The sequence below is a fragment of the Bacillus sp. N12A5 genome (assembly GCF_026790125.1).
GTDB lineage: Bacteria > Bacillota > Bacilli > Bacillales > Bacillaceae > Bacillus.
The window spans coordinates 1-21,349 of the sequence record NZ_JALAMR010000026.1; the positions used below are offsets into that span (position 1 = coordinate 1).

General features: G+C 45.6%; 20 protein-coding genes and 1 pseudogene. 16 read left to right on the forward strand and 5 right to left on the reverse strand.

All coding sequences use genetic code 11. The features are described from left to right. Window positions 1-51: 51 nt before the first annotated feature. The 4 genes from MOC09_RS19735 to iolR form a co-directional block, all read right to left on the reverse strand. Window positions 52-360 carry a DUF2653 family protein gene (locus tag MOC09_RS19735; protein ID WP_268360360.1) on the reverse strand — a complete coding sequence of 103 codons (309 nt, stop codon included), beginning with the start codon at window positions 358-360 and terminating at the stop codon, window positions 52-54. A 3-nt stretch (window positions 361-363) separates the two neighbouring features. Further along, window positions 364-1,014 carry a hypothetical protein gene (locus MOC09_RS19740; protein WP_268371650.1) on the reverse strand — a complete coding sequence of 217 codons (651 nt, stop codon included), beginning with the start codon at window positions 1,012-1,014 and terminating at the stop codon, window positions 364-366. Window positions 1,015-1,272: 258 nt separating this feature from the next. Further along, window positions 1,273-2,205, reverse strand: a complete 933-nt coding sequence (locus MOC09_RS19745) for an aldo/keto reductase (RefSeq protein ID WP_268360362.1) — start codon at window positions 2,203-2,205, stop codon at window positions 1,273-1,275. 53 nt (window positions 2,206-2,258) lie between these two features. Further along, window positions 2,259-3,014: a myo-inositol utilization transcriptional regulator IolR gene (iolR, locus tag MOC09_RS19750; protein ID WP_268360363.1), complete on the reverse strand. Its 756-nt coding sequence runs from the start codon at window positions 3,012-3,014 to the stop codon at window positions 2,259-2,261. Window positions 3,015-3,432: 418 nt separating this feature from the next. Between iolR and iolA the strand changes: the two genes are divergently transcribed. The 15 genes from iolA to MOC09_RS19825 all read left to right on the forward strand — a co-directional run bounded on the left by iolA (window position 3,433) and on the right by MOC09_RS19825 (window position 19,628). Next, window positions 3,433-4,896: a methylmalonate-semialdehyde dehydrogenase gene (iolA, locus tag MOC09_RS19755; RefSeq protein WP_268371651.1), complete on the forward strand. Its 1,464-nt coding sequence runs from the start codon at window positions 3,433-3,435 to the stop codon at window positions 4,894-4,896. 74 nt (window positions 4,897-4,970) lie between these two features. Further along, a complete protein-coding gene (gene iolB / locus MOC09_RS19760; RefSeq protein WP_268360365.1) occupies window positions 4,971-5,786 on the forward strand; it encodes a 5-deoxy-glucuronate isomerase in 816 nt (271 codons plus the stop codon). A gap of 24 nt (window positions 5,787-5,810) precedes the next feature. Then, window positions 5,811-6,788: a 5-dehydro-2-deoxygluconokinase gene (gene iolC / locus MOC09_RS19765; protein ID WP_268371653.1), complete on the forward strand. Its 978-nt coding sequence runs from the start codon at window positions 5,811-5,813 to the stop codon at window positions 6,786-6,788. Window positions 6,789-6,820: 32 nt separating this feature from the next. Continuing rightward, window positions 6,821-8,734, forward strand: a complete 1,914-nt coding sequence (gene iolD, locus MOC09_RS19770) for a 3D-(3,5/4)-trihydroxycyclohexane-1,2-dione acylhydrolase (decyclizing) (RefSeq protein ID WP_268371656.1) — start codon at window positions 6,821-6,823, stop codon at window positions 8,732-8,734. A gap of 16 nt (window positions 8,735-8,750) precedes the next feature. Next, window positions 8,751-9,644 (forward strand): myo-inosose-2 dehydratase, encoded by an 894-nt coding sequence (iolE, locus tag MOC09_RS19775; protein WP_268371658.1) that lies wholly within the window; start codon window positions 8,751-8,753, stop codon window positions 9,642-9,644. Window positions 9,645-9,658: 14 nt separating this feature from the next. After that, window positions 9,659-10,975, forward strand: a complete 1,317-nt coding sequence (gene iolF / locus MOC09_RS19780) for a myo-inositol transporter IolF (protein WP_268360369.1) — start codon at window positions 9,659-9,661, stop codon at window positions 10,973-10,975. A 22-nt stretch (window positions 10,976-10,997) separates the two neighbouring features. Then, complete coding sequence (gene iolG, locus MOC09_RS19785; RefSeq protein ID WP_268371659.1) at window positions 10,998-12,032, forward strand: bifunctional inositol 2-dehydrogenase/D-chiro-inositol 1-dehydrogenase; 1,035 nt, start codon at window positions 10,998-11,000, stop codon at window positions 12,030-12,032. A gap of 18 nt (window positions 12,033-12,050) precedes the next feature. Beyond that, window positions 12,051-12,920 carry a sugar phosphate isomerase/epimerase family protein gene (locus MOC09_RS19790; protein WP_003219021.1) on the forward strand — a complete coding sequence of 290 codons (870 nt, stop codon included), beginning with the start codon at window positions 12,051-12,053 and terminating at the stop codon, window positions 12,918-12,920. A gap of 86 nt (window positions 12,921-13,006) precedes the next feature. After that, a complete protein-coding gene (iolI, locus tag MOC09_RS19795) occupies window positions 13,007-13,843 on the forward strand; it encodes a 2-keto-myo-inositol isomerase (protein WP_268371660.1) in 837 nt (278 codons plus the stop codon). A gap of 20 nt (window positions 13,844-13,863) precedes the next feature. Next, window positions 13,864-14,736 (forward strand): 6-phospho-5-dehydro-2-deoxy-D-gluconate aldolase, encoded by an 873-nt coding sequence (iolJ, locus tag MOC09_RS19800; protein ID WP_268360372.1) that lies wholly within the window; start codon window positions 13,864-13,866, stop codon window positions 14,734-14,736. A 107-nt stretch (window positions 14,737-14,843) separates the two neighbouring features. Further along, window positions 14,844-15,533, forward strand: coding sequence for a two-component system response regulator YxdJ (yxdJ, locus tag MOC09_RS19805; protein WP_014115767.1), 690 nt, complete (start codon window positions 14,844-14,846; stop codon window positions 15,531-15,533). Then, window positions 15,530-16,507, forward strand: a complete 978-nt coding sequence (gene yxdK, locus MOC09_RS19810; protein ID WP_268371662.1) for a two-component system sensor histidine kinase YxdK — start codon at window positions 15,530-15,532, stop codon at window positions 16,505-16,507. Before yxdJ ends, yxdK begins: the two co-directional genes overlap by 4 nt. A gap of 143 nt (window positions 16,508-16,650) precedes the next feature. Continuing rightward, window positions 16,651-17,424: an ABC transporter ATP-binding protein YxdL gene (gene yxdL, locus MOC09_RS19815; protein WP_268360375.1), complete on the forward strand. Its 774-nt coding sequence runs from the start codon at window positions 16,651-16,653 to the stop codon at window positions 17,422-17,424. Next, window positions 17,399-19,267 (forward strand): ABC transporter permease YxdM, encoded by a 1,869-nt coding sequence (gene yxdM / locus MOC09_RS19820; RefSeq protein ID WP_268371664.1) that lies wholly within the window; start codon window positions 17,399-17,401, stop codon window positions 19,265-19,267. The genes yxdL and yxdM overlap by 26 nt, the downstream gene beginning before the upstream one ends. A 13-nt stretch (window positions 19,268-19,280) precedes the next feature. After that, a complete protein-coding gene (locus tag MOC09_RS19825) occupies window positions 19,281-19,628 on the forward strand; it encodes a YxeA family protein (RefSeq protein ID WP_268371665.1) in 348 nt (115 codons plus the stop codon). 40 nt (window positions 19,629-19,668) lie between these two features. Here MOC09_RS19825 and MOC09_RS19830 read toward each other — a convergent pair. Further along, window positions 19,669-20,633: pseudogene (locus MOC09_RS19830) on the reverse strand (iron-hydroxamate ABC transporter substrate-binding protein). A 177-nt stretch (window positions 20,634-20,810) separates the two neighbouring features. Here MOC09_RS19830 and MOC09_RS19835 point away from each other — a divergent pair. Beyond that, on the forward strand, window positions 20,811-21,203 hold the full coding sequence (locus MOC09_RS19835; protein ID WP_268360379.1) for a hypothetical protein: 393 nt from the start codon (window positions 20,811-20,813) through the stop codon (window positions 21,201-21,203). The last annotated feature ends 146 nt before the right edge of the window (window positions 21,204-21,349 follow it).

Sequence of the window (21,349 nt, forward strand, 5' to 3'; positions counted from 1 at the left end):
TCAAAAACGGGGGTCAGTCCCCACCCGCAGTAAGGTTTTGATGAGGACATTCTATTCTTCACCCTCGTTGACAAAAACCAAGGCGGAGAAGCCTTTTTTCTTATCAAATTGCAATTCAACGACGGTAACGTCTGGATTAAAGTTGTGGTATTCCTCTAAGAACTGAATAATGCCTTCTGAAATGTCATCGGACACAAGCTGCTTGTGGTGCGGGCCACATTTGGCTTCAGCGAAGAATCCTGTACGCTTGTTGTAAGACAGCTCTTTTACTTCAACGTCCTCAGGGTATATATCTTCTTCATTAGAAACATACACACAAATCCCGTCTACAATTTCCTGCTCATTTAATACTAATTTCATGATCTAAAAGCTCCTTCTGTACGTCTTCGGTGTTTTAAATGCGCGAATCAGTGCGATGACAATGAGTAAAATAATGATCAAAGCGATGATATCAACGATCCAGGCAATGGGCGAAGCGCCATAAGAAACATAGCCTGGGCCCCCGACTGGATGATAGGTGTAACCCCAAGGGTGCATCATGCTGATCATGAACATGCCCATAGTGAATCCGCTATAATAGCCAAACCATCCTGATGGCGAAAATCCTGCATTGTAGTAGTGATTCACTGAAACATAACGTCCGCCGACATAAGCTTTAGACGTTTTTCCGCTGTATGTCTTTCCGCTTACTTTGGATGTGGCACCGGAAAACGTGCCTGACGATTTTTTAGAGCTTGATGAGCTTGTCTTATCGGAAGATTTCTTTTTCAGCGAAATCGAAGATGATGAATCGTCAGATGTCTTGGATTTTTTGCTAGAAGAGCTTGATCCTGAGCTGTAGCTTGATTTCGGGCTGGATTTATAGCTTCCGCTGTATGACGAGCTGGAACTTCGGCTGCTGTAGCTGGATGACGAGCGGCCGCTAAAACTTTTTGCATCAGAAATCGTTGATGGCAGCAGTACACCTAAAGCAACGATTACTGCAACTAGGGCTTTTACATAGTTAAGTTTCATTCTGTTTCCTCCATAGGCCGCCGAAACGGCCCGTTAATCTGTTTTAATCGTGATTCGTATGCTTCTTCTATTGTTGGGTTGATTCTAGCGTTTTATCAATCTTACATATCATGTTAGTTTTTTGATCACTTTCTTTCTGAGATAAACTACCTTTATTTTATCGGATTCTTGGCGCTTTTTGTAAGTTTTTGCATCAAAATCAACCTAATTGATAGGCAAATAAAAACAGCCTTCCCAATGGGGAAGGCTGTTTTCTTCTTATGCGAACAGCTTATCAATAAACGAAATATCCTCTTGAGAAAGCGTCACGTCGGCTGTTTTGATGTTATCAATCAGCTGATCGGCACGTTTTGCGCCAGGGATTAAAATATCAATTTCCGGTCTTGCCAAATACCAAGCCAATACGATGTGAGGGATGTCCACGTTATGCTTTTCAGCAAGCGGCGCCAGTTTGTTGACCTTTCTGATATTCTCTTTGAAACGCTCGCCCTTGAAGTGTTCCTGTTCGTTTCGCAGGTCGCCTTCAGGGAACGTTGTATCTTCTGTATACTTTCCTGCCAATAATCCTGATACGAGCGGGAAGTATGGAATAAATGAAATGTTATGCTCCTTCGTATACGGGAAGAATGTCTTTTCCGCTTCACGGTTTAACAGGTTGTATTCGCCTTGCAATACATCTACCAGACCATCTCTGTTTGCTTCTTTCAATTGCTCTAAAGAGAAGTTGGATACACCGATGGAGCGGATTTTTCCGGCCTTCTTCATCTCATTCAGCGCGTTAACGGCTTCATCCTTTGGCGTCTGTTCATCCGGGAAGTGGATGTAGAACAAATCGATATAATCCGTATTCAAACGCTTCAGGCTTTCATCAACAGATTTTTTAAGAAATTCTGGTGAATTATCAAAGACAAAGTCATTGCCTTGTTTTCTGTGCGCGGCTTTTGTGGCGATGACAACATCGTCACGGTTGAATTCGCGCAGCACCTCGCCAATTAGTTCTTCGGAACGGCCGACCCCGTAAATGTAAGCGGTATCTAACATCGTCACGCCATGACGGATCGCCTCGCGAACCAATTCTTTTCCGGTTTCTTCATTCAGGTTCGGGTAGAGGTTATGTCCTCCGACAGCATTTGTTCCTAATCCGATAGGGAATACCTGCAAGTCTGATTTTCCGAGCTTCGCTTTTTTCATGATCTGCCTCCTAGCATAAAATGGATGAAAGACTCTCAACACTATTGTAAACGTTAAGCCAGATGAATGCCGATTTGGTGCTCATTGCAGTACTGCGTGTACTCGTCATCTAATGGCTGAGAGGTCACAATGCAATGCAGCCTGTCAAACGGCGCATACGTTAAAAGCGTTGATTTTCCGAATTTTGAATGGTCAGCCAATAGATACACTTCTTTTGCTTTTTCCGAAATCCTCTTTTTAATTTCGTACTCAAGCAGGTCCGAATTGGTCAATCCGTGTGTCAGTGTGGTTCCGGTAGCGGACATAAAGGCTTTGTTGATATTGTACTTATCAAGCATAGCCGGATCATCCATGCCGACAAACGAGCGGGTTTTTCTCTTATAGTTGTTTCCGATCATGATTAAGTTGATATTCTTCAAAGCAGATGCCGCATTGATAATGTCTAAACTGTTGGTTAAGATGGTGACATTTTTGGCCGGATCAAGCGTATCAAGAATAGACTTTGTTGTCGTTCCTGAATCAATGAAGATTAAATCGTGATCTTCAATAAAACGGGAAGCATAATGGGCAATTTTTGTTTTTTCGTCTTGGTGCTGAATGGTGCGATTTTCAAAAGGAACTAATGCGGTTTTTTCAACAGATGTTACGCCGCCGTATACTTTTTCTATCGCACCCTTTTCTGTTAGCTTGTTGATATCACGTCTGACTGTGTTTTTAGAGACATTGAACACCTGGCAAAGCTCATCTAAGGAAACAGTGCCATGCGATAAAATGTACTCCTCCATTTCCTGAATCCGCATCAGTTTCATATTAAAAAACTCCTTCTTGAATCTTTACGTAACATAAATATATAATAAAAACCAAAAGTTGATCAATAGTTGATTAAAAAATGATAACATTGGTATACATCTTTTGCAAGATTCGACGGACTTCTCGTTACTCTCTTCATTCGTTAGAAGATTAATATAATAAAAATAATGAAAAAATTTAGTGATTATGATTGACTTATGGGTATTGTGCGATTAGAATATAACCAAGAAATGACCAAAAAGTAACCTGATGTGCATGAAATGGTTGCTTGTATCTAACATATGCATCCGCCATTTATTTTTTTGGTTTTTTTGAAAGCGTTTAATTATTGGCTTGCTGAAAAGTGGATATTGATATGAATCTATCCTGAACCATCCATACAAGTGTATGTGTTTACTAATGAAGGAGGCAATAAGAATGGAAGAAATCAGAAAATTAAAAAACTACATCAACGGTGAATGGGTTGAAAGCAAAACAGATCAATATGAAGACGTTGTGAATCCAGCGACGAAAGAAGTACTGTGCCAAGTGCCGATTTCAACAAAAGAGGATATCGATTACGCAGCGCAAACAGCGGCTGAGGCATTTAAAACATGGTCAAAAGTGGCGGTTCCGCGCCGCGCCAGAATTCTGTTTAACTTCCAGCAGCTGCTGTCTCAGCATAGAGAAGAACTTGCTCATCTGATTACCATTGAAAACGGAAAAAACACAAAAGAAGCGCTTGGAGAAGTGGGACGCGGAATTGAAAACGTGGAGTTCGCGGCTGGAGCACCTTCTCTGATGATGGGTGACTCACTTGCTTCCATCGCAACGGACGTTGAAGCGGCGAACTACCGTTACCCAATCGGAGTTGTAGGCGGAATCGCGCCATTCAACTTCCCGATGATGGTTCCTTGCTGGATGTTCCCGATGGCGATCGCGCTCGGCAACACATTTATTTTAAAGCCATCTGAGCGGACACCGCTGTTAACAGAGAAATTGGTTGAGCTTTTTGAAAAAGCGGGCCTTCCGAAAGGGGTATTCAACGTCGTATACGGTGCGCATGACGTTGTGAACGGCATTCTGGAGCATCCTGAAATTAAAGCGATTTCATTTGTAGGATCCAAGCCGGTCGGCGAATATGTCTACAAAAAAGGAAGCGAAAATTTAAAACGTGTTCAATCTCTGACTGGCGCGAAAAACCATACGATTGTCCTGAACGATGCGCATCTCGAAGACACGGTCACAAACATCATCGGAGCAGCCTTCGGTTCTGCCGGTGAACGCTGCATGGCTTGTGCGGTTGTAACGGTTGAAGAAGGAATCGCTGATGAGTTTATGGCAAAGCTGCAGGAAAAAGTGGCTGACATTAAAATCGGTAACGGCCTTGATGACGGCGTGTTCTTAGGACCGGTGATTCGCGAAGACAACAAGAAGCGCACGCTCAGCTATATCGAAAAAGGCCTGGAAGAAGGCGCAAGACTCGTATGTGACGGACGTGAAAATGTGTCTGACGACGGCTACTTTGTCGGCCCGACGATCTTTGACAATGTCACGACAGAGATGACGATCTGGAAAGATGAAATTTTTGCTCCGGTCTTATCTGTCATCCGTGTGAAAAACCTGAAAGAAGCGATTGAGATTGCCAATAAGTCTGAGTTTGCGAACGGTGCCTGCTTGTTCACATCCAACTCAAACGCAATCCGCTACTTCCGTGAAAACATTGATGCGGGAATGCTCGGCATCAACCTGGGTGTGCCGGCTCCAATGGCGTTCTTCCCATTCTCAGGCTGGAAGTCTTCATTCTTCGGAACGCTGCATGCGAACGGAAAAGACAGCGTCGACTTCTATACGCGTAAAAAAGTGGTTACAGCAAGATATCCGGCACCTGATTTCAACTAAACGACGAACAGCCGAACGGCGTCTATGTGCGCTGTTCGGACTCATTCTACCAATAGAAAGAGGAGGGCTTCACTATGAGTGATTTGTTGCGTAAGCCGCAGTCGAATGAAGTGTCTAATGGGGTCAAACTGGTGCACGAAGTAACGACATCCAACTCTGATCTCACTTATGTAGAGTTTAAAGTGTTAGATCTCGCTTCCGGTTCCAGCTATGCAGAAGAATTGAAAAAACAAGAAATCTGTATCGTGGCGGTAACGGGAAAGATTACAGTGACCGATCATGAGTCGACTTTTGAGAATATCGGCACGCGTGAAAGCGTATTTGAACGAAAACCAACGGACAGTGTCTATATGTCAAATGACCGTTCCTTTGAGATTACAGCGGTCAGCGACGCTAGGGTTGCGCTTTGCTATTCTCCATCGGAAAAACAGCTGCCGACAAAGCTGATCAAAGCGGAGGACAACGGAATTGAGCATCGCGGGAAGTTTTCAAACAAACGTACTGTTCATAACATTCTTCCGGATTCAGACCCTTCAGCTAACAGCCTATTAGTAGTTGAAGTCTATACAGACAGCGGCAACTGGTCCAGCTACCCGCCTCATAAACATGATCAAGACAACTTGCCGGAGGAATCTTTCTTGGAAGAAACGTACTACCATGAGTTAGACCCGGGACAGGGCTTTGTGTTTCAGCGCGTATACACAGATGACCGCTCCATTGACGAGACGATGACTGTAGAAAATGAAAACGTTGTCATCGTTCCTGCGGGATACCACCCGGTAGGCGTGCCGGACGGATACACATCCTACTATTTAAATGTCATGGCAGGGCCGACGCGGAAATGGAAGTTTCATAATGACCCGGCGCATGAGTGGATTTTAGAACGCTAAACAAGTGAGGAGTGGCTGTTTACGATGAAGTATACATTCAATGAAGAGAAGGAATTTGATATTGTTGCCATCGGCCGGGCATGTATTGACCTGAACGCAGTTGAATACAACCGCCCAATGGAAGATACGATGACATTTTCCAAATACGTCGGCGGTTCACCTGCGAATATCGCGATCGGCAGCGCGAAGCTTGGCTTAAAAGCAGGCTTCATCGGCAAAATTCCAGATGACCAGCATGGAAGATTCATAGAGTCCTATATGAGAAATACAGGCGTTGATACTACACAGATGGTTGTTGATCAAGATGGCCACAAAGCAGGCCTCGCATTTACCGAAATCCTCAGCCCCGAAGAATGCAGCATCTTAATGTATCGAGATGATGTGGCGGATCTTTATCTTGAGCCTACAGAGGTAAGCGAGGACTATATCGCCAATGCAAAAATGCTGCTTGTCTCCGGGACAGCGCTCGCCAAAAGCCCGTCACGGGAAGCGGTGTTAAAAGCTGTTCAATACGCGAAAAAGCATCAGGTCAAAGTGGTGTTCGAACTGGATTACCGCCCGTATACGTGGCAGTCAGCGGATGAAACAGCCGTTTACTACTCTTTGGTTGCCGAGCAGTCGGATATCGTCATCGGCACACGCGATGAATTTGATGTGATGGAAAACCGCCCAGGCGGAAGCAATGAAGAATCCGTCAATCATTTATTTGGCCATTCAGCCGATCTTGTTGTCATCAAGCACGGAGTTGAAGGCTCTTACGCATACAGCAAATCCGGCGAGGTATTCCGCGCCCAAGCGTACAAGACAAAAGTGCTGAAAACCTTTGGAGCCGGCGACTCCTATGCGTCTGCCTTTATCTATGGCCTTGTCAGCGGAAAAGACATCGAAACGGCATTGAAATACGGCAGCGCTTCAGCCTCCATTGTGGTGAGCAAGCACAGTTCGTCAGAAGCGATGCCGACTGCGGATGAAATCGTACAGCTTATTGAAGCACAGTCATAATTGAAAAAGATCGAGTAAAGGTGGGATCGTTTGTGGGGAAGAAAATTCGCTTAACAACAGCCCAAGCGCTGATTAAGTTCTTAAACCAGCAGTACATCCATGTAGATGGAAAGGAAGAGCCTTTCGTTGAAGGGATTTTCACGATTTTCGGCCATGGAAACGTACTAGGGATCGGGCAGGCGCTTGAGCAGGATGCTGGCCATTTGAAAGTCTTTCAAGGGAAAAATGAACAAGGAATGGCGCATGCCGCAATGGCGTACAGCAAGCAAATGCTGAGAAGAAAAATATATGCGGTCTCTACATCCGTCGGACCGGGCGCGGCCAACTTAGTGGCGGCAGCCGGCACTGCATTGGCAAACAATATCCCGGTTCTCTTGATTCCGGCAGATACATTTGCGACAAGACAGCCAGACCCTGTACTGCAGCAAATGGAGCAAGAATACAGTGCGGCGATTACGACAAACGATGCATTGAAGCCTGTATCGAGATACTGGGACCGCATTACGCGCCCTGAGCAGCTCATGAGCAGTTTGCTGCGCGCGTTTGAAGTCATGACTGATCCGGCAAAGGCTGGCCCGGCAACGATTTGCATTTCTCAGGATGTAGAAGGAGAGGCATACGACTTTGATGAAAGTTTCTTCGTCAAACGGGTTCATTATATTGATCGCATGCAGCCGAGTGAGCGTGAGCTTCAAGGTGCGGCGGAGCTGATCAGAGCCAGCAAAAAACCTGTGATCCTCGTCGGCGGAGGCGCGAAATATTCCGGTGCACGCGATGAATTGGTTGCCATTTCTGAAGCGTATCACATTCCGTTAGTTGAAACGCAGGCAGGAAAGTCGACCGTTGAAGCAGATTTTGCCAACAATCTCGGCGGAATGGGCATCACAGGTACACTTGCGGCAAATAAAGCGGCCCGTCAAGCCGATTTGATTATCGGTATCGGCACAAGATATACGGATTTTGCGACATCCTCTAAGACCGCTTTTGATTTTGATAAAGCGAAGTTTCTGAACATCAATGTCAGCCGAATGCAGGCGTATAAACTCGACGCGTTCCAAGTGGTAGCAGATGCGAAAGTGACGCTTGGCAAACTGCACGGCTTGCTTGAAGGCTATAAGAGCGAATTCGGCTCAACGATTAAGGAGCTGAAGGACGAATGGCTCGCCGAACGCGAACGCCTCAGCAAAGTGACGTTTAAACGGGAAGACTTTGATCCGGAAATCAAACATCATTTTTCTCAAGAGGTTCTAAATGAATACGCTGACGCGTTGAATACAGAGCTTCCGCAGACAACGGCATTGCTGACAATCAACGAGACAATTCCTGAAGACAGCGTCATCATCTGTTCAGCAGGCTCCCTTCCAGGAGATTTGCAGCGTCTATGGCATTCTAATGTTCCGAATACGTATCACCTGGAATACGGGTATTCCTGCATGGGCTATGAAGTGTCCGGCACACTGGGGCTTAAATTGGCCCACCCTGACAGAGAAGTGTATTCCATTGTCGGAGACGGCAGCTTTTTGATGCTTCACTCCGAACTGATTACGGCGATTCAATACAACAAGAAAATCAATGTGCTGCTCTTTGACAACTCTGGCTTTGGATGTATCAACAACCTGCAAATGGATCACGGCAGCGGCAGCTACTACTGTGAGTTCCGCACAGATGACAACCAGATTTTAAATGTCGATTATGCGAAAGTTGCTGAGGGATACGGCGCGAAAACCTACCGCGCAAACACAGTCGAAGAATTAAAAGCGGCGTTAGAGGATGCGAAGAAACAGGACGTATCAACGTTAATTGAAATGAAGGTTCTGCCAAAAACAATGACTGATGGCTATGACAGCTGGTGGCACGTCGGCGTAGCAGAGGTATCTGAACAAGAAAGCGTTCAGAAGGCATACGAAGCAAAAGAAAACATGCTGGAATCTGCGAAGCAGTATTAGAGGGGAGGCACCATAGATGGGCAAAAATGAAATCCTGTGGGGGATCGCTCCCATTGGATGGCGGAATGATGACATGCCTGAAATTGGAGCGGGAAATACACTTCAGCATTTGTTAAGTGATATTGTTGTCGCACGTTTTCAAGGCACGGAGGTCGGGGGCTTTTTCCCCGAACCTGCCATCCTGAACAAAGAGCTGAAGCTCCGGAATTTACGCATTGCGGGAAAATGGTTCAGCAGTTTTATTTTGCGTGACGGACTTGGGAAAGCGGCAAAGGCATTTACTCTGCATTGTGAGTATTTGCAGCAAGTAAACGCGGATGTCGCAGTTGTCTCTGAACAAACCTACAGTGTGCAAAGCTTGGAGAAAAACGTGTTCACAGAGAAGCCGCACTTTACGGATGATGAATGGGAACGGCTTTGCGAAGGGCTGAATTACCTTGGCAAAATTGCCAATCAGCATGGCTTAAAGCTGGTCTATCATCATCATCTTGGCACTGGCGTCCAAACCGCGGAAGAAGTGGACCGCCTGATGGCTGGAACAGATCCTGCGCATGTACACCTCCTCTATGATACAGGCCATGCGTATATTTCTGACGGCGACTACATGGGAATGCTTGAAAAACATATCGGCCGCATTAAGCATGTGCACTTTAAAGATGCCCGCCTGAATGTCATGGAACAATGCAGGCTTGGAGGGGAATCATTTCGGCAAGCATTTTTAAAAGGCATGTTTACGGTTCCCGGTGATGGATGCATTGATTTTAGAGAAGTATATCAGCTGCTGTTGAAGCATGATTATTCCGGATGGATTGTCGTTGAAGCTGAACAGGACCCCGATGTAGCCAACCCGCTTGAGTATGCATTGATCGCAAGAAACTATATCGATGAGCAGTTGCTGGATCTGGCTTAATGGGGATTGAATATATGGGCAATACCAATGGTGATTCAGCCTTCAATAAACGGACAATTGCAGCAGCATTGGCCAACTATATTGATGCCGGTTCAATTGTGGCTGGATCGGCCGGATTATCGCTATGGGTCAGTTACCTAAAGCTATCCGATACGCAAATCGGGCTGCTCGGCGCGCTAAGCGCAAACGCGATTTCTGCTGCTGTCGGCGCGCTGCTTGGCGGGTTTCTGGCTGATAAAGTCGGGCGGAAGGCTGTTTATACCAATAGCATGCTGGTCTATGCACTAGGGATTTGTTTGGTTCTGTTTGGGGTTAATTTCCCCATGTTGTTAAGCGGTTACATGATTATCGGTTTATCAGTAGGAGCTGACATTACCGCATCATGGACCATTATTGCAGAAAATGCGCCAAAGAAAAATCGGGCCCGCCATTGCGGTGTGGCACAAGTCGCTTGGGCCGCGGGTGCTGTTGTTGTGCTGCTTCTCTCCGTACTGGTCGGTGATTTGGGCCTCTTAGGAAATAAAATCGTATTTGCCCATCTGCTTGTGATTGCGCTGATTACGTACATCCTGAGGATCAGGCTTCCGGAGTCAGACGCCTGGCAGTCAAAAAATCAGCCGGGAGAAGCTCAGGCAGAGAAGCCGGCCGTACTGAATAAAACCTCGTATTTTGATTTGCTCAAGCCAATGTATGTAAAAAACATACTGTTTTTGATGGGTGTGTACTTGGTTTGGAATTTAGCCGCCGGAGTGATGGGTTTCTTTATGCCATACATTTATCAGCAGGTCGGCGGTGTATCTGCCAACATGGCAAACCTTTTGCAAATGGGCCTGTTTATCTTCACCGGATTAGGGGTCGCCTTTATCTTCATGCCCTTTGCCGACAAATATAGAAAAACCGTATTTGGAATCGCCGCTTTTATGGCGGTGATCGGATGGACACTGTTTCTGCTGCCGGTTGAAGGCCTGCCGGTTCTGCTCTTGTTTATTGTCGTAATCGGCATCAATAACGGAGCCGGGCAGCAAGCGAACTATCAGTTATGGGCAAGTGAAATCTTTCCTACACAGTATCGTGCTTCTGCACAGGGACTGATGTTTTTCTTAGTCCGTATTTCAATAGGGATTTGGAGTCTGTTTGTCCCAATGATTATGACCAATTTCGGCATTGGAACGATGGCTGCAATTCTCCTAGGTTGTGTGACGGCCAGTATGATCATCGGGCTTCTCTTCGCGCCGAATACGTCTGGCAAGTCGCTTGAACAAATCCAAGAGGAACTCTACGGATCTCCTCGGAGCCAAGTAAAGCAAGAAACAGAAAGCAAAATGATGTAACCAATAGAAGGAGTGGCTGTCAATGAGTTTACGTATTGGCGTAATTGGAACTGGAGCAATTGGAAAAGAACATATTAACCGCATCACCAATAAACTGTCCGGCGCAGAAATCGTTGCTGTAACAGATGTTCATCAAGAAGCTGCACAAAAGGTTGTTGAGCAATACCAATTAAACGCGACGGTTTATCCCAATGATGACAGCCTGCTTGCAGACGAAAATGTAGACGCCGTCTTAGTGACAAGCTGGGGGCCTGCGCATGAATCGAGCGTGCTGAAAGCCATTCAAGCCCAGAAATATGTGTTCTGTGAAAAGCCGCTCGCGACAACGGCTGAGGGATGCATGCGCATCGTTGAAGAAGAAATGAAAGTGGGCAAACGCCTTGTTCAAGTCGGCTTCATGCGCCGGTATGACAGCGGTTACGTACAGCTGAAAGAAGTGCTCGACAATCGTGTCATCGGCGAGCCGCTTATGATTCACTGTGCGCACCGCAACCCGACTGTGGGAGACAACTACACAACGGATATGGCCGTAGTCGACACGCTTGTTCATGAAATTGATGTGCTGCACTGGCTCGTAAATGATGACTACGAGTCCGTTCAGGTCATCTATCCGAAAAAATCGAAAAATGCCCTTCCGCATTTAAAAGATCCGCAAATCGTTTTAATCGAAACAAAAGGCGGTATCGTCATCAATGCTGAAATCTATGTCAACTGTAAATACGGTTATGACATTCAATGTGAGATCGTCGGAGAAGACGGCATCATCAAGCTTCCTGAACCATCAAGCATCAGCATGAGAAAAGAAGGCAAATTCAGCACAGATATTCTGATGGATTGGCAGAGACGCTTTGTAGCCGCGTACGATGTGGAAATCCAAGACTTCATTGATTCGATTCAAAAGAAAGGCGAGGTCAGCGGCCCGACGGCATGGGACGGCTATATTGCTGCTGTTACGACTGACGCGTGTGTCAAAGCCCAGGAATCTGGACAAAAAGAAAAGGTTGAATTAAAGGAAAAACCGGAATTCTATCAATCTTTTACAACAGTAGAAAACTAAAAAAAGAGGAGTGAAAACATGAAATTAGCATTAGATCCATCAATGTATCGAGATGATTTAACGTTAGAGGAAATGGTCTATAAAACGGCAGAGCTTGGCTATGAATATATCGAGTTGTCGCCGCGTGAGGATTTCTGTCCATTTTATAAATATCCGAAAGTCGATTCAGCAAAGATCAAACAATTAAAGCGGCTTTTACGGGATACAGGCGTTAAGCTTTCATCACTCCTTCCGCTTTATCACTGGGCAGGCCCTGATGAAGACCGCCGCCAGGCTGCGGTGCGCAACTGGAAAAGGGCAATCGAAATTGCGGTTGAGCTTGAAGTGGATTTGATGAACAGTGAATTCAGCGGTTCAAAATATGATCCTTTAACAAGTGAAGAAAAGTTTATCAAATCCATGGATGAGCTTCTGCCAGTCTTTGAAAAAGAAGGCATTAAACTCAATCTTCAAGCCCATCCGTACGATTTTATCGAAACGCACAAGGGTGCGATGGATATGATCCGCGCGCTTGACAAGGATTGGATCAATCTTGTCTACTCAACTGCGCATACGTTCTTCTATGATGACGGCAAAGGCGATATCGAGACCATGTTTGACGAAGCCGGCGACCGCCTCACACATGTCTTATTTGCAGATACCTTTAATCATAAAGCGGCTCATGGCCTGCGTTACATCGTCAATCCGCCTGACGCGAAAGTAACGGTTCACCAGCATTTGGACATTGGCCAAGGCGAGGTTGACTTTGATACGATTTTCAGAAAGTTAAGGGAAATGAAGTTCGACGGAATTGCGACGAATGCCGTTTTTGCTTGGGTCGACGAAAGAGCGGATGAATCAAGCCGATTTATGCTTAAGAAAATGAAAGAAGAATTAGGTCTGGCATAAGCTGAGCATGGAGTTCGGCGGGATATGGCGAACAGCCTTCCTGCCGAACTCCCTTCATATCTAAAACGCAGATGGGGGAGTCTGACATGAAACTTTGTTTTAATGAAGCAACAACATTGGAAAACTCAAATCTTAAACAGGATTTAGAACTATGCGAAAAGCACGGCTATGATTATATTGAAATCCGCACAATGGATAAGCTGCCGGAGTACTTAAAAGACCATTCATTGGAAGAGCTTGCGGAATATTTTCAAACCCATCACATCAAACCGCTTGCCTTAAACGCACTCGTTTTCTTCAATAATCGTGATGAAAAGGGCCACAATGAGATCATCGCTGAATTTAAAGGCATGTTGGAAACATGCAAAACCCTCGGTGTGAAATATGTGGTGGCGGTTCCGCTTGTGACTGAGCAGAAGATTGTAAAAGAAGAGATCAAAAAGAGCAGTGTAGAGGTGCTGACTGAGCTTTCAGATATCGCGGAGCCGTACGGCGTAAAAATCGCGCTTGAATTTGTCGGCCATCCGCAATGTACGGTCAATACGTTTGAACAGGCGTACGACATCGTAAACACAGTTAACCGTGACAATGTCGGGCTTGTCCTTGACAGTTTCCACTTCCATGCCATGGGTTCAAATATTGAGAGCTTAAAGCAGGCGGACGGAAAGAAAATTTTTATCTATCATATCGATGATACAGAAGATTTCCCAATCGGCTTTTTAACGGATGAGGATCGTGTATGGCCGGGACAAGGGGCGATTGACTTAGATGCCCACTTATCAGCCCTCAAAGAGATCGGCTTCTCTGATGTTGTATCGGTTGAGCTCTTCCGGCCTGAATACTATAAGCTGAGTGCTGAGGAAGCCATTCAAACAGCGAAAAAAACAACGGTTGATGTTGTATCAAAATACTTCAGCATGTAACGGATAAAGGAGGGGTGAACATGGCTTTTGTATCGATGAAAGAGCTTCTTGAAGATGCAAAGCGGGAGCAATATGCAATTGGCCAGTTTAATATCAACGGCCTGCAATGGACGAAGGCGATTTTGCAGGCGGCGCAAAAGGAGCAATCACCGGTCATTGCCGCGGCTTCCGATCGCCTGGTTGACTATTTAGGCGGATTTAAAACGATTGCCGCCATGGTCGGCGCGTTAATGGAGGACATGGCGATTACCGTTCCGGTCGTGCTTCATCTCGATCACGGCAGCAGTGCGGAACGCTGCAGACAAGCCATTGATGCCGGATTCAGCTCAGTGATGATTGACGGCTCCCATCAGCCGATTGATGAGAATATTGCGATGACAAAAGAAGTCACCGATTATGCCGGAAAGCACGGCGTGTCAGTAGAAGCCGAAGTCGGCACGGTCGGCGGAATGGAAGACGGACTGGTCGGCGGGGTCCGCTATGCCGATATCACGGAATGTGAGCGGATCGTTAAAGAAACCAATATCGACGCGCTGGCCGCGGCCCTCGGCTCTGTACACGGCAAATATCAGGGTGAGCCGAATCTCGGATTTAAGGAAATGGAGGCTATCTCCCGCATGACTGAGATTCCCCTCGTTCTTCACGGGGCATCCGGGATTCCGCAGGATCAGATCAAAAAAGCCATCACGCTCGGCCACGCGAAGATCAATATCAATACGGAATGTATGGTAGCCTGGACAGATGAAACACGCCGCATGTTTCAGGAAAACAGCGATCTGTACGAACCGCGCGGCTATATGACACCCGGCATTGAAGCCGTCGAAGAGACAGTGCGAAGCAAAATGAGAGAGTTTGGATCAGCCGGTAAAGCAGCTAAGCAGCAGGTCGGCTGAAGAGACCAGAAACCGCCAAGATGGCGGTTTTTTTGTGCGGTGTTGCGTCCATACGCCCAAAACGATTATGATGATGGCAGCAGTGTAAGAAACGGGAGTGGTTCAGTTTGAATAAGATCATGATTGTGGAAGACAGTGAAGACATTCGTGGACTGTTGCAGAATTACCTTGAAAAATACGGATATCAAACAGTGGTCACCGCGGATTTCACGGCTGTTCTTGATGTTTTTTTGCAGGAAAAGCCTGATGTAGTGCTGCTTGATATCAATTTGCCGGCATATGACGGATATTATTGGTGCCGCCAGATCCGCCAGCACTCCACAAGCCCGATCATTTTTATTTCAGCCAGAAGCGGGGAAATGGATCAGGTGATGGCGATTGAAAACGGGGGAGACGATTATATCGAAAAACCGTTTTCCTACGATATTGTGCTGGCGAAAATCAAAAGCCAGATCCGCAGGGCATACGGGGAGTACGCCGCAAAGCAGGGGGAGAAAGTGGTTGAATATGCCGGCGTTCAGCTCTTTGTGGAACGGTTTGAACTGCGTTTTCAGGATGAAAAAAGCGAGCTTTCTAAAAAAGAAAGCAAGCTTTTGGAAGTGCTGCTGGAGCGGGGAGAAAAGGTGACGGGTCGGGACCGTCTCATGGAAAAGACGTGGGACACCGACATTTTTGTCGATGATAATACACTTAACGTGTATATCACGCGGCTCAGAAAAAAACTGCGGGAGCTGAATGCGCCTGTTTCTATTGAACCGGTGCGGGGCGAAGGCTATCAGCTGAGGGCGCAGTCATGAAGCTGTTTCTCCGCTCTCATACAGTGCTGATTCTGCTTTTTCTCCTTCAAGGGCTGTTTGTCTTCTTTTATTACTGGTTTGCGGGTCTTCATTCTTTTTCACACTTGTTTTACATATTGGGCGTGCAGCTTCTTATTTTGGCGGGCTATCTTGCCTACCGCTGGTACAAAGACCGCGGCGTGTATCATTGGCTCAGCTCGGGGCAGGAAGGGACGGATATCCCGTATTTCGGTTCTTCAGTGTTCTGTTCAGAGCTGTATGAAAAGCAGATGGAGCTGGTCCGGCTGCAGCACCAGAAGCTCCATGAGACCGAAGCCAAGCTTGACGCGCGGGTGACGTATATGAATCAATGGGTGCATCAAGTAAAGACGCCGCTGTCGGTCATTAATTTAATCATTCAAGAAGAGGATGAGCCCGTTTTTGAACAAATCAAAAAAGAAGTCCGGCAGATTGAATTCGGGCTGGAGACGCTTCTTTATTCTTCAAGGCTCGACCTGTTTGAACGGGATTTTAAAATCGAAGCGGTTTCCCTGTCAGAACTTCTTCAATCGGTCATTCAAAGTTATAAACGATTTTTTATTCAATATCGCGTTTATCCGAAAATGAACGTTTGCGATGATCATCAGATTTACACCGATGCCAAATGGCTCAAATTTGCGATCGGCCAAGTGGTCACAAATGCGGTCAAGTATTCAGCGGGCAAGAGTGACAGACTTGAGCTGAATGTCTTCCGCGATAAAGACAGGACGGTGCTTGAAGTCAAAGATTACGGTGTCGGGATTCCCTCCCAAGATATCAAGCGGGTGTTTGACCCTTATTACACCGGTGAAAACGGGCGGCGTTTCCAAGAATCTACGGGAATCGGCCTCCATCTCGTCAAAGAAATAACAGGTAAGCTCAATCATACGGTAGACATCAGCTCGTCTCCCGGTGAAGGGACATCAGTTCAATTTTCATTTCTTACAAAAATGTAAGGCTGCGTTAAGAAAACAACATAGCTCGCTTTTTTTCCCCTTGATAACATGGATTTATGTCAAGGGGATTTTTATGTTGAACGTCCCGGCACTACATGAAAGCAGCCCAGATCAACAAGAATAAAAACATAAGGAGGATTCTCATGGCGAATATGCTTGAAGTCAAACATATAAATAAAACCTATAAAGGACAAGTGTCCTATCAAGCCTTAAAGCAAATTTCATTTTCAATTGAAGAAGGCGAGTTCACGGCGGTGATGGGGCCGTCCGGGTCCGGAAAAACAACGCTTTTGAATATCATTTCAACGATCGACCGTCCGGATTCTGGCGATATCCTGATTCACGGAGAAAACCCGCATCGCCTGAAGCGGACAAAGCTCGCTCATTTCCGCCGCAAGCAGCTCGGATTTGTGTTTCAGGATTTCAACCTTCTGGACACGCTGACAATCGGTGAAAATATCATGCTGCCGTTAACGCTTGAAAAAGAAGCACCGTCTGTAATGAAAGAAAAACTGCTAGGCATCGCGACAAAGCTCGGTATTGAAAACCTGCTCAATAAACGGACGTTTGAAGTATCCGGAGGACAGCGCCAGCGTGCCGCCATCGCAAGAGCGGTCATTCATAAGCCGTCACTCATCCTGGCCGATGAACCGACGGGCAACCTTGATTCCAAAGCGTCAAAAGACGTCATGGAAACAATGCAGAGCCTGAATCAGGATGATCATGTCACGGCTTTGATGGTGACCCACGATCCTGTTGCGGCAAGCTACTGCCGCCGCGTCATCTTTATAAAAGACGGCGAATTGTTTAATGAGATTTACCGCGGGGAGAACCGCCAAGTATTTTATGAACAAATTCTCGATGTGCTGTCTATGCTGGGGGGAAACGCAAATGACCTTTCTTCAGTTCGCTTATAAAAACGTCACGAGAAACAAAAGGGCCTATCTCGCATTCTTTTTAAGCAGCGCCTTTTCCGTTTTGATTTTCTTTACCTTTGCGATGTTCCTGTTTCATCCGGCATTAAAGGAAGGCTACCTGAATAACATCGCCAAAAAAGGCTTAACCGCTGCGGAATGGATGATCTTTGTTTTTTCTTTCTTATTTGTTCTGTATTCGGTTAACGCATTTTTGAAATCGAGAAATAAAGAATTCGGCATCCTGCTCATGCAGGGCATCACGCCGGGGCAGCTGAGAAAGCTCATTACTGCGGAAAATATGATCATCGGCGTCATGTCAATTGCAGCCGGCATTATCGGAGGATTTATTTTTTCAAAGACGTTCTTTACGGTCGGCGCTTATATTTTAGAAATGGATGCGCTGCCTTTGTATATGCCTTGGAAAGCGCTAGGTATTACGGCTGGCGGATTTCTGCTCTTATTTTTCTTTTTATCGCAGTTTACGATCCTTTTTGTCAGATCAAATACGGTTATCAAATTAATAAAGGGCACTGACAAGATTAAGCCGGAGCCTAAGCCGTCCGTGCTTCTGTCCTTATTCGGCATTGTCTGTCTGTGCGGCGGGTACGGCATGGTTCTTAAAGGCAATGTTCACGGGGCCGAACCGTTTATCATTTTACTGCTCACCGTCATCGGAACATATTTCTTTTTCAGCCAAAGCAGCATATGGATTCTGCGCGCGCTGAAGAAGTGGAAAACCTTTTATCTGCGCGGGAAAAACGTCATTTGGGTTTCTGACCTTGTCTATCGTCTAAAAGACAACGCCCGCCTGTTCTTTATTGTCAGCATTATTTCCGCGGTTGCGTTTACTGCGACAGGCGTGCTCGCGATGTACAAATCGACCGTCGGGGCGGAAGAGTCCGCTTATGAAATGGAGTATTTATCTTACAGCAACAATCCAAAAGAACAGACTCATTTGAAAGATATTGACCATGAACTGAAAACACACGGCTTTACGTATAAGAAAGACAAAATAGATGTTTCCTATGTTCGCTATCAGGAAGGAGAAACTGTTCCCCCTGTTTACATGATCAGCAAATCGGATGTATCAAAATACTTCCATGTCAAGCTGAGCGGCCTGAAAAATGATGAGACTGTCTATTTCCCTGGCACGTATGACCGCAATTTCAAAAACGAAGCGCCGGATCAGCTGAAGCTGCTGAACCAAAAAGGCAAGCCGTCTGGCCAAAAACTGACAGTAAAAGAAGTCAAAAAACCGCTGATTTCATTGAATGCCATCATCGCGGTGAACGATCAAACCTTTGATCAGCTGAAATCACTCGGTGATAAAGCGTCATTATACGGCTACAGCTATGATCATTGGAAAGACAGTCTTGGGATCAGCCAATCCTTGCAAAATGAGATTTACGGCAATTATATCGACGTGCATTCTGATTTTGCTTCAAAAGCCGGGACTTACTATGATACGGTGCAGCTGCCGAGCCTGAGTTTATTTATCGGCCTGTTTATCGCAATTGTATTCTTTGTCGCAGCAGCAAGTTTCTTATATTTCAGGCTGTTCACTGATTTAGATGAAGACCGGGAGCGCTACCGTTCACTGGCCAAAATCGGCCTGAGTGAGCGTGAAATGGCACAAAGTGTGACGATACAACTGGCCATTCTTTTCTTCTTTCCATTTGTCATTGCGGTCATGCATACGCTGTTTGCCTTGAGAACATTGGCTGTGGAAGGCTATTCCGATGTCGCGGGGCCGCTCAGTCTCACCATCGGAGGGTTTTTCATTTTTCAGCTTCTATTCTTCCTCGCGGTGCGGTCAAGCTATTTGAAAAAAATGAACAAGTAAGGGGAGTGCAAAGATGAAAAAAGCAATGGCAATCCTGGCCGTCTTGGCGGCGGCTGCCGTAATATGCGGGCTTCTCTTTTTTCATAACGATGTTACAGACAGATTTAATCCGTTTATTCACCAGCAAGATGTCTATGTTCAGATTGATCGAGATGGCAGACATCTTAGCCCGGGCGGTACTGAATATACATTAGACGGATATAATGCATCCGGGAAAAAAGAAGAAGTGACCTTTTTCGCCGGCAAAGAGCTTCGGAAGAACGCGTATTTGAAAGTGAAGGCGAAAGGAAAGTATGTCGAGACTGGGGAAGAAGTCAAGTTTGAAGATATGCCTGACTCCGTGCAGTCAACATTAAAATGAATCATAAAAAACGGCACAGCGTCATGACTGTGCCGTTTTTTTATTTTTTATTTTCTTCGGCCCGTTTGATCAGCATGTCGGTGATGATATCCACCTGTTTGCTGACAGAAATCGGGTCGTACGGGTAGAACGTGTCAAAGTCATTGATAAACACGCGATTATGTTTAACAGCGTCAAGATTTTTCCAAATAGAGGAATTCTCCAGCTTGTCGAGTGTTTTGCTTTCGCCTTTCGGGTTGTAATCCGTAATGAACATATAATCTGCGGCATACTCAGGAATGACCTCTTGAGAGAGCTGTTTCATCTCTCCTTTTTTGATGACATCTTGCTCAATTTTTTCAGGCGCTTTTAACCCGAGTGCATTGTATACTGCTTGGCCGCCGCGTCCGCCATTGTCATTGAACACCCAGAATTCGCCCTTGTCTGTGTTTTCATAAATGCCGAAGGTCGATCTTTGTCGATGACGCCGGCAATTTTCTTTTTAGCTGCTTCCGCTTTTTTGTTAAAGTCAGCCATAAATGATGTTGCTTTGTCTTTCGCTCCAGCGATATCTCCGAACATGCTGACTGTGTCTTCTACGTTTTTCGCTGTGTTATAAGGTATGACAACAGTCGGAGCGATTTTCTTTAATTTATCAACATTCTCTTCATTCATGACAACAATTAAGTCAGGCTGAAGCTCCATCACTTTTTCAACGCTGATTGGATCACCAACATCCTTCACATTTTTCAGCTTTGATTTTAAAAACGGATTATCAAATGACCATGAGCCTGAGCCGACCACATTGGCCCCGACAGACAGTAATTCACCGGCATAAAAATCAGTGACGATGCGTTTCGGATGTTCAGGAATGTTGACGTTCCCTTTTGGTGATTTGTATGTTCTCATTTCTGTTTTTTCGGAAGCAGAATCGCTTGAGCTCCCTTTAGAAGCCGTGCCGCTGCAAGCACTGACAAACATGAGTAGAAGCACCAGCATGCCTGCGAGCAATGTGTTCTTTTTCATCAAGAACCCCCCAATATGTATTTTTAGTTCATTAGTAATGATAATCATTATCAATTAATAATATAGCAAGAAACCTGTGCCTCGTCTATCACTATTTTAAGGAAAGAAAAGTTTTTTTGTTTTCAGATGACGAAGTATGCCTAATCGATTATTATAGGTAAATAGGAGGAGAAAAATATGGGAATTACAAAAAGAGGTGCCGCTTGGGAATGGCTGCATAGCTGGTGGATGCTGTTTATTTTCATGCCTTTTGCCATTACCAGTTTTTTTGCCTTTTTATTTATTGGCATCAAGGTGAGAAATAGAAAGTGGATGATGTACGGAATCATTTATTTTTTCGTATTTGCGTTTGGGTTTGTGCTGCCCGATCTGCCCGGCGTTTTTATTGTGGTCCCGTTGTGGGCTGTAACCATTATTCACGGCTTTAAAGTGCGTCCGCTGTATTTGATTCAGCTGGATGTCTACAAAGATCATGTAGAGGCGCGGGCTTTTGCCGAGGCAAGAAGTGAAGCCGAGAGCAGATTTCATGCACCGAAACAGTCAATTCAAGATATACATATTCGAAAATAACAGTAAGAAAAAAAGCTCAACACTATCATTGGGGACTGACCCCATAAGATGAGACAAATAAAAAACACCTTCAAGTTTGAAAACGGATGATTGTTATCCGAAATTAGACTTGGAGGTGTTTTTTCTATGGGGACAAGAGTGAGGTA